Source organism: Ktedonobacter racemifer DSM 44963 (assembly GCF_000178855.1).
GTDB lineage: Bacteria > Chloroflexota > Ktedonobacteria > Ktedonobacterales > Ktedonobacteraceae > Ktedonobacter > Ktedonobacter racemifer.
On sequence record NZ_ADVG01000006.1, the window covers coordinates 1 to 14,269 of the forward strand.

Annotated in this window: 11 protein-coding genes; 8 read left to right on the forward strand and 3 right to left on the reverse strand. The window is 52.7% G+C overall.

Annotated elements, in window-relative coordinates:
* Window positions 1–13 precede the first annotated feature (13 nt).
* Window positions 14–1,222 carry a lytic transglycosylase domain-containing protein gene (locus KRAC_RS64885; RefSeq protein WP_007923538.1) on the reverse strand — a complete coding sequence of 403 codons (1,209 nt, stop codon included), beginning with the start codon at window positions 1,220–1,222 and terminating at the stop codon, window positions 14–16.
* Between the two features lie 177 nt (window positions 1,223–1,399).
* Entirely contained in the window at window positions 1,400–2,521 is a 1,122-nt protein-coding gene (locus KRAC_RS59670) for a hypothetical protein (protein WP_007923543.1), read from the reverse strand.
* A gap of 649 nt (window positions 2,522–3,170) precedes the next feature.
* Between KRAC_RS59670 and KRAC_RS59675 the strand changes: the two genes are divergently transcribed.
* From KRAC_RS59675 to KRAC_RS64890, 8 genes are all read left to right on the forward strand, one after another.
* Window positions 3,171–4,304: a hypothetical protein gene (locus KRAC_RS59675; RefSeq protein WP_007923545.1), complete on the forward strand. Its 1,134-nt coding sequence runs from the start codon at window positions 3,171–3,173 to the stop codon at window positions 4,302–4,304.
* A 123-nt stretch (window positions 4,305–4,427) separates the two neighbouring features.
* The gene (locus tag KRAC_RS59680) at window positions 4,428–5,192 is read left to right on the forward strand and encodes an SDR family NAD(P)-dependent oxidoreductase (protein WP_007923546.1); all 765 of its coding nucleotides are present in this window, start codon (window positions 4,428–4,430) and stop codon (window positions 5,190–5,192) included.
* An 81-nt stretch (window positions 5,193–5,273) separates the two neighbouring features.
* A complete protein-coding gene (locus tag KRAC_RS59685; RefSeq protein WP_007923548.1) occupies window positions 5,274–5,603 on the forward strand; it encodes a YciI family protein in 330 nt (109 codons plus the stop codon).
* 56 nt (window positions 5,604–5,659) lie between these two features.
* Window positions 5,660–6,001, forward strand: a complete 342-nt coding sequence (locus KRAC_RS59690; protein ID WP_007923549.1) for a YciI family protein — start codon at window positions 5,660–5,662, stop codon at window positions 5,999–6,001.
* Between the two features lie 109 nt (window positions 6,002–6,110).
* Complete coding sequence (locus KRAC_RS59695; RefSeq protein ID WP_007923550.1) at window positions 6,111–6,788, forward strand: hypothetical protein; 678 nt, start codon at window positions 6,111–6,113, stop codon at window positions 6,786–6,788.
* A gap of 28 nt (window positions 6,789–6,816) precedes the next feature.
* Window positions 6,817–7,971, forward strand: a complete 1,155-nt coding sequence (locus tag KRAC_RS59700; RefSeq protein ID WP_157508427.1) for a hypothetical protein — start codon at window positions 6,817–6,819, stop codon at window positions 7,969–7,971.
* A gap of 153 nt (window positions 7,972–8,124) precedes the next feature.
* On the forward strand, window positions 8,125–8,325 hold the full coding sequence (locus KRAC_RS59705; RefSeq protein WP_007923554.1) for a MarR family transcriptional regulator: 201 nt from the start codon (window positions 8,125–8,127) through the stop codon (window positions 8,323–8,325).
* 274 nt (window positions 8,326–8,599) lie between these two features.
* Window positions 8,600–9,037 (forward strand): ester cyclase, encoded by a 438-nt coding sequence (locus KRAC_RS64890; RefSeq protein WP_007923556.1) that lies wholly within the window; start codon window positions 8,600–8,602, stop codon window positions 9,035–9,037.
* A 116-nt stretch (window positions 9,038–9,153) separates the two neighbouring features.
* Here the strand turns inward: KRAC_RS64890 and KRAC_RS59715 are convergent, their stop codons facing one another.
* Window positions 9,154–14,223, reverse strand: coding sequence for an SDR family NAD(P)-dependent oxidoreductase (locus KRAC_RS59715; RefSeq protein ID WP_083815307.1), 5,070 nt, complete (start codon window positions 14,221–14,223; stop codon window positions 9,154–9,156).
* Window positions 14,224–14,269: the final 46 nt, after the last annotated feature.

Consider the following 14,269-nt stretch of genomic DNA (forward strand, 5'->3'; position numbering starts at 1 on the left):
TCCTTTTGTTTGTCTATAAGTTGCCAAGGACTTTGCGTACATAATTTTGTGTCTCTTGTGGAAGCGCTGAGAGCCAGTCATCATGGTGATGATTGATGGCATCATCTACCGTACCAGGGCCAGCGTTGTAGGCCGCGACGGCCTGTTGATAATTCCCACCATAATGGTTAAGAAGCTGCTTGAGATATTTGGCCCCTCCCTTGAGTGAGGCAATCGGGTCATGTGGGTCAACACCTAGATCCGAGGCCGTGGAAGGTATGAGTTGTGCGATGCCGATAGCCCCGGCAGGCGAAACTGCATTGGGGTCAAAATGGCTTTCTGTCTCAATGATGTTGAGATAGATATCAGTGCGAACACCGTTGTCTTGTGCTGCCTGACGAGCCACATCAACATACTGAAGTTTGGTGATATTTGTCTGGTATGGAGGCACAACTGGCAGGTACTTAGGATGAATGTAGCCGATCATCTTACGATCACTCCAATAGCCAACCTGTGCAATCGAGTTATCTGGATTGATGACGAACTTATCTATAGGGGATTGAGCGTTGGCGTTGGCTATGGTCATCTCCCCCGGCTTGCCATTGTGGGGAGGTTGCCAGCCCAGCACAATGCCAGTATGCCCGGATACGCCGCCACTCATCACAAAGATATCCCCTGGACTGATCGGGAGCTTGCGAACAGGGGGCGCGGTGTCAGGGTCCGAATAATCCCCACTAGCAATGATCTGATAGTTTGGGTAGCCAGTGAAGGCACCCAGTAAGTACTTCGCATCGCTGGACGTTTCAAGCGGATGTAGCCGCTCATAGCTAGCGACCACAAACGACACGCATTGAAAGGTGCCACTTGCCCAAAACGGTTGGTACATGGGGGCGCTGTACCTCTTTAAGATGTCTTGTGGAAAGCCCGCATCATAGGCGGCATACACCGGGAATTTTATTGCGTTGCAGCCATTGTCTTTGGCGTAGCTCGTGTTCATTCCATGGCAGTCGTGTAGATGTGCCGCAATCTCTTTGGCGGCCAGCGTGACGCTATTATCCCCGCCAATTGTGAAGCCGTTGACCGAGCTAGTACCAGAGTCAGATTGAAATGCCCCGCTCACGGCTGCTACTGTCGTGCTTATGAACATCAGTGAGCAAAGCCCCATCACCACGAAGACACCGAGCAGACAACCGATGAGCTTGAATGGGTTGAGCAACCACTCCAAAGGATTGAAAAAGTTCAATGTATGGCCTCCTTACCATCTCTGTGATCCTGGTATGCTAATGAACAAGGTGTGAGAGCAGCAGCAAGAGCAGACCAACGACAAAGAGCACACCGAAGGCAGCCATGACCACGCACCCGTAGACAGTGCGACAGCCGGAAAACGGATCGAAAAACATGGTTGTTGCCTCTCTTTGTCTTACCCAGCAGCCATCGACGCTATCGCGCTCGCAATCTTGCCCATGCCACCGTCCGTAGGAACATTGATCCAGGAGATGGTCCATCGGGGAATCATCAGAATGACCGCATTAATGGCAATCGCTATCAAGTAATTTGCAAGGCCCGATTTGCCCTCAGACAAGACCGCTAACATATCGGTTGAAAGTCCCATGATGATGACCTGGATTGCTTGGGTGAAGATCAACACGATGGCCGCAGCCATACAACGGCGAGCGATGGATTGTGTTTGTGGGGCGATCCACATAATCATCCACAGAGGAGCCGTCACCAGCAGCACGATGATCCCCGCCATGCGCAGGTACGCAAAGACGAGGAGGCACAGTGTCAGGACGCTATACACTACCGTGAGCCACGCTATGAAGATATCGGTCTTCGCGGCAGAATCAAACAGTTGGTAGTTAAACCATGCTGCATGGATATTGCCCCCAGTGAACGTGGGGGCATAAATGGAGCAAATAGCATTGTTGCCCGTGATGAGTAAGGTCATAAATTGTAGCGAGAAGTTCGCCGCCAGGTATCCCAGGACGACGCGGGGCAAGATGTCAACGATCCGAGCGTAAACGATCCAACGCCCGGTCCCTGACAGCATTAGGCGAATAGCCGCCCAGAGGAGCGCGATAGTGAGCAGGCCCTCAGCAATCACGAGATTATCGTTATAGATCGACTCAATAGGACTCTCCTTGCTGGGTCCATATTTGGCCGACTGATGTGGCGGGAACTGATAGGTCATTTCGGGCGGCGTGGTATAGACGACCCGGCCAACCGATTTGACCTGATCGAGTGTCCACTTGTTGATGGCAACCGCTACCTTGGTAACCGCATCCAGCCATGCCTGATTGAATGTCTGTTTTATCCCATCACACAGCCATTGCATAGCACCACAACCCTCATCCTGTGCTTGCTGGAGGTGATTGCTGTGTGTCTGAACGGTGCTCGTGATCGATGTACTATGAGCCGTGCTTGCAGCCTCAGCAGGAGAGGCCACTGAGGGGGCCAGAATGAGCAGCAACAGGCACGCACATAGCACCGACAGGACGACGCGACGAAAAGAGGGCGGAGTAGACCGCCAGTAGTAAAACATGTATAAATCCTTTCGATGCGATAGAAAGAAGTGTGACGCGTGGCCACGCGTCACAGCCACGACCAGGCGCGCCAGTTGTGACCCGGAGCTGCATGTCACACTCACGGCCCTGATCGCGGTCAGTCAGTTAGGAATGCGAACTTGTTCTTGATTGGTTGCTGATGTGGTGTAAGTGGATTGTTTCAGGATAGACCTCTGACCATTGATGAAAAACTGTATTGAACGTAGTAGCTACTGATGTAGTAGTAACTGTAGCATAAGAGTGTTGAAATGGTCAATATAAGTTAACTTTGCCTGTAGAAATTGGAGCAAAAAGCGAAATAATTTTGCATGCATAAAATTTGTTACGTGCAAAACATTGCGTAAAAATAACAGAAAACATGCATTATATGTTATTAAACAATGTTTAATGTTTTCCTTTCCGTTGACACAAATATCATAGGTATGGTAACTTTTGTGTGGACCCCAGATACACCGACCGCTTTCCTCCTCATTGCAGGAGGGTAAGAGTACAAGAAGCCCCAGCAGCCAGCCATAAAGCTGTACTGGCAGACTACAGTTGTATGGATGTGTAAGCGGCGATGCGCGACGATGCGCGAAATGTGCTAGTAGAGGCGGTAAGGACGGAAGGAAACAGGAGGAGCGCGAGGTGCCAACTACCACGTTACAAGGGAGCCTATTACCACCATATTTACCCTATTTTGCCCCGCTATCCAGCACTGAGGTAGAACACTCGTTAACGCAGTATTGGCAAAGTGAAATTGCGCAGCGAGGACAGTCATTCAAAGTTCAACAACTTGATTGGGTTTTGACGAGCTATCTTGAACGTGTTCGAGCAGCCAGACAGAGTGTGGTGCAAGAGATGGATACCATTGTTGACTTTGATAAGGTGCGCTCCGCCCGCCACAAAAAAATTTCTGCTTCATGGGTGAGACGGCGACTTGCCGAGGAGGCCCCCGCCTCATTTCAAGCAAAAGAGATATCGAAGCCGACGCTCATGAACATTGTTGAGAGCAATGTACTGCGTAAGGAGAGCTGGGGGATATACGATCCCCAATCGGTGGCTAGTGCCTTGGTGCTGAGAAAGGTTCATCAGGAACGCGAACGGAATTGGTATCCCTCAATTATCCCTTCTGACGAAGAGTGGTATTGGGTATGGTCCCAGGAGCAGCCGGGAGCACCCATTGTCCCATGTCCGTATCCTCAGATTCCCATCAACTTGAACCCTAAGACGCTTTTGTGGACTGGGTTTGCAGGAGCATCATGGGGCGAAGATGTGTGGTACAAGATAGGTACGATAGGCGCTGTGACGTTTGCAGGGCTTATCTGGGAGAAGCGTCACGGAATGCCTATGCTGGCTCACTCTGATTTAGAGGTGTGGAGTCCTAGCAGCATGAAGGGAAAAAAAACTAAGCGTGCAGCTCCAGCCATAGATGCAAGCCTTGGCTTGACGGTCGCCCTCCAAATTTTGGAGCAATATCAACATAGTGGCTTGCTCCATGCGTTTGTGTCTGTGCGAGGGATTGGAAAGGGACGAGGCGAAATTCAGCTCGTAGATGGTAAGGTGAAGGATTGCTCAGTAGTGGATCAATCAGGACAGCGGCACCCTTTGAGGATAAATGACTTTATCGACCTTGAGGGGAAACGGGGCCATATTGAATGGTCGTTCCTGCCACAGACAGCGATAGACTCTAGTGCATCCTCGATTCAAGCGCAGGCCAAGGATGTGTTGAGACGGCTTGCGGCGAAGATATTTGACGAGGGCAATCTCAAAAACATATAACCAAGTAGCCAAGCAGGTATGGCCCAAAAAGCCCTATCTGCATGTTTGTCAACAAAACCTCTCTTATTTTGAGTACTATATAGATGGTTTTTGATCTATCGAACCATGACCAAGGAGGATGAAATGTCAGACGACAACTCATTAGTAGGTAAGGTATTCCTTATCACTGGGGCTAGCCGAGGCATTGGCGCGGCCATTGCACGCCAAGCCCTGGAAGCAGGGGCAAAGGTGGTTCTTACCGCACGCGAATCTTCTACTCAGCTCCTTCATGAAGTGGCAAGCTTTACCCATGAGAGAGTAGGCCAGGCGTTGGTGCTGGCAGGGGATATCAACGATGATAATTTCCAGCATCAGCTCGTCAAGACCGCCATTGAGCGCTTTGGGCGGATTGATGTATTTGTCAGCAACGCTGGTGTGGTACACTTCGCGGACTTGCAACACACCACGGAAGAGGTGTTAGATTATCACCTCAAAACAAACTTTTACAGCGCCGTATCTCTTACCCAGCGCATTGTCCCCCATATCCACAGTGGGGGGAGCATCATTTATATCACGACAAGCATCACGAACGGCGGCTTCCCCATGCTTGCGGCCTACGCAGCCAGTAAAGGGGCACTCAAATGCTTCATGCAGTGCATGGCGGTAGAATTAGCTCCCCAGGGCATAGCGGTCAACGCGGTGGCCCCAGGCCCCACCCAGACGGAGATGTGGCCGAGGGCATTGCCTAAAGATGCGCTTGAGCATATGGGAGGCAAGATTCTACCAAGACTGCTCACGGGAGAGTTTGGCGATCCTCAACTGGTCGCAAGTACTGTGCTCCACATGGCGAAAACGCCCACCATTCGGGGGCAGGAGATTTTGATTGACAGCGGCTATACCATCAGTTAGCTGTTATCTGTCATACAAAGTTAACACAACAACAGGTTGTGTGCTCAACATTGTATGACATTGCAAGAGGAGGAGAGGCAGGTGTACTACAAAGTAGCAGTGGTTTGCCACCCCGGCCCCAATTGGAACCCGGAAAGCCCGGTAACGAAACAGACCATGGAGGTCTTTACCAGATTCATGGTGAAATTAGACCGAGAGGGTGTCCTGGTCCTGGCAGGAGAATGGGGAGAGGGGGGGGTTATATATGTACTCAACGTTCCCTCGAAAGAGAAAGTTGAGCAGATCATGAGTGAAGATCCGGCAATTCAAAGCGGTATTTTCCGCGCAGAGGCGCAGAGCTTTAATCCCTTGATATCGCACAGCATCGGGGATTTCAACAACGTCGTCATACAGCGAAGCGGGAGTTTTTAGCTCTCTCCTGTCCCGTTGTTTATTGTTAAGCATAATTAGTTAGAAGAGAAAAAAACATGCCACCTATTTACTTTCCATTTGAGTATCTGCCTGGACCCAACTGGATTCAGGGCAAGCCAGTCATGGAGCAGCCCCTTCAAGGACATGTTGGTTATATGCTCCAACTGCATGCGCAGGGAATTCTTGCCTGGGGTGGAGCGTTTACGGGCGGATCGTTTTCGGCTGAAGCAGGGGGCCTGAATATCATCGCCGCCAACAACCTGGAAGATGCATGCCGGATTATGAACGCAGATCCGGCTATTCGGGATGGAATTTGTGTCTATAAGGTCCGGCCATGGATGCCATTGCTTAGAGCGGCATTCCAAGCTGAAAATTATGTGCCCTCGCCTGCCAGTTAGTTAGGGGGACAACAAGGAGCACAAAGGAAGCGACCACAGAGGAAAGCCTCCTCTGTGGTCGTTTTAGCATAGAAGCAGCAAGCAAGCAGAGAGCAGAGAGGAGGGAGTAATGCCGCCAGTCGATGTAAGTATCGGTTTGCAGAGAGCACTACCCCTGTTAGCCGAATATTATAAAGATGAGGCAATCTTACAGGCCAAGGTGCCGAGTCGCACCATTCCCGGTGTAAGGGAACGATGTCTGTGTTGCATCCATCTCCGCGATGGAAGGCCCATCTCTTGCTATATCGTGAAGAAGGATGGAAAGCGCCAGAGTGTGGATTTGGATTTGGTTCAAGCAGCCGACACAAAACGAGGACCCTTTGATTGGTCGTTGGAGCCTGTAAAACAGCCACAGCCACAGCCACAGCAGTCGGACATGCTACCAGACATGCCACCAGACATGCCGCCGCAAGCGTCGCAGTATACCTATACGCAATCGCAACTGCCACAACTCTATAGCCCCTCCCAACTATCGCAGCCATCCCATAATAACCTTTTCCCTTCAGTTACGCCGTCGATCAATAAAGACGCTATTCCCATACGGCTACGACAAGAATTAGATCTGAGCTGGCTTTCGTCAATGGGCAGACCGCAACAGATCCTATTAAGAGCAGTGTTTAACTTTATTAATGGACAGCGATCTGTTGCAGAAATTAAAGCAAAGTTCCCTCATGTGTCGGATGACAAGATTGAGCAAACCATTATTTTCCTGATGGCAACCCATTTCGCTACTTTTAAGTATGAGTAGTGCTTACTAGATCATTCAATTGGAGTGCATGATGCAACAAACCACGTCCACATTCACAGAGAAGAAGCCCTCTCTATTGAGTTGGTGGTATCAACTCACTGCCATTCCCGAACCACCACAGGGAAGAGCAACCTTTGCCCAGCGTGAAACGGTTCGCAAATCGCGCTTTTTGAGCGTGATTGTTGGCTGTTTGCTCATATCGTTTGTTTTCTTTATCCCTGGCTGTCTTGTGCTCCCAAATCACTACGTCATTGTCGCAGATGTGGGCATGATGCCTATCTGTATCATTGCGCTTGTGCTCAACAAGCTCCGCAAGCCCATCGTGGCGGGCATTCTGCTGACGATAGCGTTTGAGGCAGCGCTTACGATGGTCGTCCTGACCAGTATTCCCTTCGATCCCCCCACCTTGCAGCAATACGAGCTGTTTGTGTTTGGGGAAGTGCTAGCTGTTTCCCTTATTACACCCGAGGCCGTATGGGTCGTTGCTCTCTACAACATTAGCTTTATCATTTGGAGCCTTTTCTTTCAGGAATACAAAGATGCGGCTCTCATCTCTGAGTTGCAAACGCAGTTTTGGGCCATCTTAGTACGCCCCGTTGCCGTGCAGTTCGTGACCGCTGGTGTGACGTATCTATGGGTGAAAGGTGCCACAGGTGCGATTGAACGCGCCGACAGAGCTGAGATGCGTACCCAGCTAGAGGTGCAGATGCGCGAGTTGGAAGAGGAGCGCAACGAGGAAAAGAGACGTGTCGAGGAATTTATCACGCGGATCGTCAATGACCATGCTACTGCGATGAACAAGGGAGAAATATCAAAGATACCCGCAGGCGAATATCCTACACAGTTATGGCCTCTGATTAACGTCTTTAACATGCTTCAGGCTCGTGCGCAACGGGCGCGCTTGAGCGAGAATCAATATAGTCAGCTTCAGCAAATAATTTTGCGCGCCACCACTCTCGCAAATCAGGGACGATTCCCGGTAGATCGGCCTACCGGAACGATACTAGACCCACTTGTGGCAGCTCTAAAAAGGCAGGAAATTCTTCGCGGGAAAGGCGGGGCACCTGCCTCTGTTGCTGATAGATACGTGTCTGCTGCACAGGTGCCGCTACAGCCAACCCAACCACAACAACCGATCCAGGGAGAATTACAACCATTTGATATGCCGCCATTTGATCGATAATTCGGGAGGGAAAGAGCAGTAAAGGACAAGACATAGCTTTAGGGACGGTTGCCAGGCATCGGCAACCTTCTCTTTTTTTATGGCAGACTGTAAACTGTCATGCGATGTGTGTGCATAGTAGAATGTAGAAATGAAGCGGAAAGGGACTCTTCCATGACCAATCGCCAACAAGAAATTCTTGAGGCTCTTCGCAGCAAGCGAAACTGGACAACAAGCACATTTGCCAAGCATCTTGGTATTTCCGTCGCCGCAGTCTCGAAAATGTTCTCGCGCCTAGAAGGCCAGGGAAAAATTCAACGAATCATTGATCCACACGACCGACGTGCGCGTGTTATTCGCGTGATCCAAGAGTAAGAGGCCCAGAGTGAAGGTTACTGTTACTACGGGCACTACATCGGGCAATACGAGCAATTACGTAAGGTTTTATGAAGTGCAAGATAGCGGGCATGAGGCGTAAAAACCTCTCTAATGGTTGTAGAACAAAGCTTCGCTAATGCACATTTTTGCCAGAATCTTAGACATACCTCAAAGGGCTGCGCAATGGTGACGGTGCGCTTGCTTGACAGGTAGCGCAAGGGGGCGGTATTATTTTCATGTTTGGTGTGTAAATAGGAGTAAGGAGAGCTACATGGCGATGAGAGAAGAAACCAACAAAGCCATCATTCGCCTCTTGATGGAGCAATGGAACAAAAAAGACCTGGAAGCTTTTTTCGATGGTTTTGCTTCCGAGTGTGTTTTCCGCGTCGTCCAAAGTTACGACTCCCCGCTCACCAGAGATGACTTCAAAAATCTCATGAGCACGGCTTCGGCGGCCTTCCCCGACATGATTATCACCGTTGAACACGAGATGGCGGAGGGAGACCACGTGGCGATTCGCGTCCTCAATTATGGCACCCATACTGGGGACCAGTGGGAGGGGATTCCGGCGACCTACAAACAGGTCGCCTACCGCGAAATGGTTACCTTTCGCCTAAACACCGAGGGAAAGATCGTGGAGTGGATCTATCATCCCGATCTCTTCACGCTTTTTCAGCAGCTTTCGTTGAAAAACGAGAGCGCCTCATAGCGTTTCATCTGCGAGCAACAGGGCAACCACGCGGAACATGCTGTGGTTGCCCTGTTTTTTTTGCTACCTCTGTCAACGAAGACAGCTACGGGTTTGTTGACACGCTACAACAAGCTCTAGGCCTGTTCTACACTGTGCACCAAGAGTCCCTCCAGGATCTCCCCGATAAGCTGCTCAAATGTCACGCCCTTGAGGAATGTTGTCACTGCGATGGTCACGTCCAGGTCCGCGCGGATGCGGTTCCTCAGTTCCACGGACATGAGCGAATCGATGCCCAGCCGGTTGAGCGGTTGGTACGCATCAAGATTGAGTGAGGCGTGCCCCAGAACGCTCGCAATGTGAGCGTTGAGATACTGGCTCAGCGCCTGGTGGCGTGCCTCTTCGTCCAGCGTTACCAGCATGTCCCCTGTCAGGCGTGGCTCTGCTGCTCCTGCCTTCTCCTGTGCCCTCGTTTCCTCCACCAGATCCGCAAAGAGCGAGGAACTGGTCAAATTTGGATAGAATTGGCTCCATTTTGGTAGATGAAACGACATGACTCCAACTTGTGGTGGACTCTGCCGCAAGAGTTCACCCAGGATAGCCAGGCCTTCCTTCGGCTTCATACTGGCAAAGCCGCGCACATCCAGGCGTTCGCCGCGGTCTCCCTTCATCGCCTGTCCAACCTCGCCCCAGCGCCCCCAGTTGATGCAGAGGGCAGGTAACCCTTGCTGCCTGCGGTAGAACGCCAACATATCCATAAAGGCATTGGCTGCTGCGTAGTTGCCCTGGCCGGGTGAGCCGATCAGTGAGGCTGCCGACGAGAAGAGCACAAAGTAGTCCAGGGGATCATTCAGCGTCAGGCGATGCAGATTCCATGCTCCATCGACCTTGGGGGGCATGACACCCTGGAAACGCTCACGATCCAATTGAAGCAGGGTACTGTCATCCAGCACAACGGCTGAGTGGAAGATTCCGCGTAAGGGAGGCATCCTGCGCCGTATTTCATCCAGAGCAAGAGCGAGTTGCTCTTCCTGGGAAACATCGGCCAACATGAGATGCACCGTCGCTCCCGTGTCGCGCATCATGTGCAGCGTGGCCTGAGCCTCCTCTGAGGGACCTCGGCGGCCCATGAGGACGAGGGAGCGCGCGCCTTGTTCTATCATCCATTGAGCTGTGCGTAACCCAACCCCGCCCAGGCCACCGGTAATCAAGTAGGTGCCATCCTGACGGAATAAGGTTTCGGATGATTCCTGCTCATTTGGTAAGGTGTGATGAGCAAGCCGGGCAGCATAGCGCCTCTTTCCGCGTAGAGCCACTTCATCGGCTTCATCGTTGGAGGATATTTCCTTGCAAAGGGCCTTGATGCTCTCCTCTGAAGGCGTTGGATCGAGATCAATCAAGGTGGCGTGCAAATCCTGATGCTCGTAGACGATGACGCGACCCAGGCCCCACAACGGAGCCTGCGACAGCGCAGTAGTCCCTTCTTGCTCCTCAATAGCATGGACGCCGCTGGTCACGAGATAGAGTCGCGGAGTGGTTTCCTGCTTTGTTGCTGTCAATGCCTGGAGCAAGTGGAGCGTGCCGATACTCACCAACTCCTGATCCTCAAACAATGCGTGCACCGTACTCGCTTCGTTGACTGGTTGTGTCAGCAGACTCCACAAGTAGACGATGCCATCGATGGTTTGTCCTCCCTGGTACAACTCACTAAAGAGGTGATGAAACTCCTCAGGAGACGTAGGATTCAGTTCGTAATGCTGTACCTGGACCTGTTTATAGGTGTTGCCTGGGGTAACAACGATACACTCAGCGCCATTTGCCTGCAAATATTCAACCAGTTTCTGAGCAGGACCCTCGTGCGCACCAAAGATGAGCCACCGTTTGCGCGACTCTTGCACCTGCTGTTCGGTGGAAACCTGTTGCTCCCACTGGATACTGTATAAGAGCTGGTTGAGGCGTTGGCGCATTAATCCCTGTGTGTTATCCTCAAGCGATTGCAAGCGGAAACCAAGCACCTCCAGGAGCACGTGCCCTTCGTCGTCAAGCAGAATGATATCACCATCGATGGTGCTCGTATTGTCTGAGCGGAGTATCGCGTGGCTCCAGAGTCTTCCTGTACCCTCTGGCTGCTGATAGAGTCTCACCTGTTTTACCACGACGGGTACATAGCTGTCCTCATTCTCTTCCGGCAGAAAGGGAATAATGCCTTGCAGAATGGCATCCATCAGCGCGGGGTGGACCTGGTAGCCGGACCGCTCATCTATGACTTCCTGAGGAACGGCGATCTGCGCCATCACCTCGCCTGATCTCCGCCAGATGTGGGTGACGCCCTGGAAGCGTGGGCCGTGTTGAATGCCGCGCGCCCGGATGCCATCGTAGAACGCAGGCGCTTCCATCGTCAGGGTCCATTGGTCTGGCACCTGCTCAGGGAGGAGATGAGGATGCGCTTCATTCGTCAGGAATTCTTCCACCCTGCGCACCATTGCCGTCGCGTGATGGGTCCAGGAGACGGCTTGCTTGTCCTGCTCAGCCTGGGTACTATAAAACTGCAATACCCAGCTTCCTTCCTCTGCTTCGTGGGGTGTCAGGGTAACTTGCAAGGTTTGCCTGATACCTTGGGGGAAGAAGAGCACTTTTTTAAGTTGAAGATCTTCGATGCAAAAGTGACGGGCGCCAAAAATATCAGTTGCGGCGGCCAGGGCTAATTCGATATAGGCTGCTCCGGCAAGGACCGGCATGTCATGAACACGGTGTTCCTCCAGATAGGGGAACAGTTCCGCGTCGATCTCCGTCGTCCAGAGATACGTCTGCTTCTGGAGCGCCAGTGGCGTGCCGACATTGAGGATGGGATGGGCGATGGTTCCGTCGCTCCTCCATGTGGAAATGGCACGGGATTGTGAGCGATCGCCGCCGTCGTTCCAGTGGCGTTGCCGTTGCCAGGGGTAGGTGGGCAAGGACACCCGTCGTCCTCCATCGGGATAGAGGCGAGACCACTCCACTTCATAACCATGAGCGTACAGCGTGCCCAGCGTGGTCAGCAAAGCGTTGCGCCCTTCATCACGCCGCAGCGAGGCCAGGGCCATCGCAGGCTTATCCGATTGTTCAATGGTTTGCCTGATCGCGCCGACCAGGATCGGATGGGGACTCATCTCCATAAAGATATCGAAGCCCTCCTCCAGTAATTCCTGCGTCGCATTGAGGAAGAGGACCGGTTTACGGAGGTTATCCACCCAATACTGCGCGGTTAATTCTCCCCCTTCTATATATGTGCCATTGACCGTCGAAAACATCGGCACACTGGCCCGACGCGGCTGAACACGCTGCATCAGGCTGAGCAGATCCTCGCGCAGCAGGTCCATCTGCGGACTATGCGAGGCAAAATCCACTCTGACGAGGCGGCCAAAGATGCCCTTCTCCTCAAGGACAGCGAGAATTTCTTTCACGGCTTCAGCGTCACCCGAGAGGACCGTCGAGTTTGGGCTATTGCTGACAGCTACCGATACACGCTCCTCGTACTTGTTATCTTTGACGAGCGCGGTGGCTTGCTCCAGCGAGAGCTCTACTGCTGCCATCGCCCCTTTACCTCGTTGGCGCAGTGCCAGTTTGCTGCGAGAGCAAATAATCCAGGCCGCGTCTTCCAAACTGAGCGCTCCAGCGATATAGGCTGCCGCTGTTTCACCCATGGAGTGCCCTACCACCGCGTCTGGCTCGACCCCCCAGGAGCGCCAGAGCGCCGCCAAGGCAATCTCAATCGCGAAGAGTGTCGGCTGGATCACATCGATTTCATCCAGGCGTGCTGAGTCCTCATTGGTTTGCAAGAGGTCGAGTAGCGACCAGTCTACGTAGTTGCGCATGACCCGATCACAGTCCTCAATAGCAGCGCGGAATGCAGGCTCCTGGGCCAGTAAATCGCGTCCCATGCCCAGCCACTGTGATCCCTGACCAGGAAAGATCCAGGCAATTTTGTGCTTTTTGGTTGCGATGTGTCGACCACGAAGCAACTCGACGCTTGCCTCCCCTTGTCCGAAGGCGCTGAGTTTTCTGTGTAGTTCGGATTTTGAAGAACTCGTGACGGCCAGGCGCTCCTCGCGGGGCAGCCGGCCCAGGCTTGCCGTGTAACAGATATCGCGCAGGGTTTGCGCTTTGTATTCCTCCTGCTCCAGGTGCGCTACATACCGCTGAGTCAGTTCCTGAAGGGCTTTGTCAGTCTGCGCGGACAAGGGCAGCAGATAGGTGGTGGAGGGTTCCTCGTCCGGTTCCGTCTCCGCAGCCACAGCATGTGGGGCTTCTTCGAGGATGACATAGGAGTTTGTCCCGGCGATACCGTAAGAGCATACCGCCGCACGATGTGGGGTACCGACGGAGTGTGGCCAGGGCGTGAGCGCTGTAGGAATGGTCAGCGCATATCTCTCCCACGGGATGGCGGGGCTAGGCGTATGGAAATGCAGGTTTCCTGGGATCATACCGTACCGGAGGCTGAGTGCCGCCTTCATCAAGCCAGTGACGCCTGCTGCTCCCTCGGTATGGCCGATGTTCGTCTTCACCGAACCCACGAGCAAGGCATGTTCTGCAGGACGATTGTTGCAGAGGACCTCTCCCAATGTCTCAATTTCGACGGGATCACCTGCTTTGGTCCCTGGGCCGTGTGCCTCGACATAGTCAATAGTCAGCGGGTCAACGCTGGCGTTTTCTAGCGCCTTCTTTAACCCGGCTTGCTGCCCCTGGGTGCTGGGAGCCATAAAGGAATCACAATGACCGTCATTGTTGGAGGCGCTGCCGCGAATAATGGCATAGATCTGATCGCCATCGGTTTGTGCTTGTGAAAGGAGCTTGAGGATGACCACGCCTGCGCCTTCGCTACGCACATAGCCATCGGCAGCCGCATCGTAGGTCTTACAATGCCCATCGGGGGCCATCATTTTGCCCTGCGAGAAACCAATGGTGTGATCGGGATTCAGGATGACATTCACTCCGCCCGCAACGGCGATGCGACAGGCTCCAGCGCGCAGATTGTGTACCGCCTGGTCGACGGCGATCAGCGAAGACGAACAGGCGGCATCGATCGCGAAACTGGTCCCCATGAGATCTTGCGTATACGAAATGCGACCGGCAGCGCCACTACGCGCGCTGCCGGTCGTTCCGTACACATCCAGACTTGCGGCATTCTTAAATTGCCGGTCCCAGAAATCTCCGGTCAGGATGCCGATAAAGGTACCGTTTTACAGACACTTCCCACACCGCCAGAAATGCACC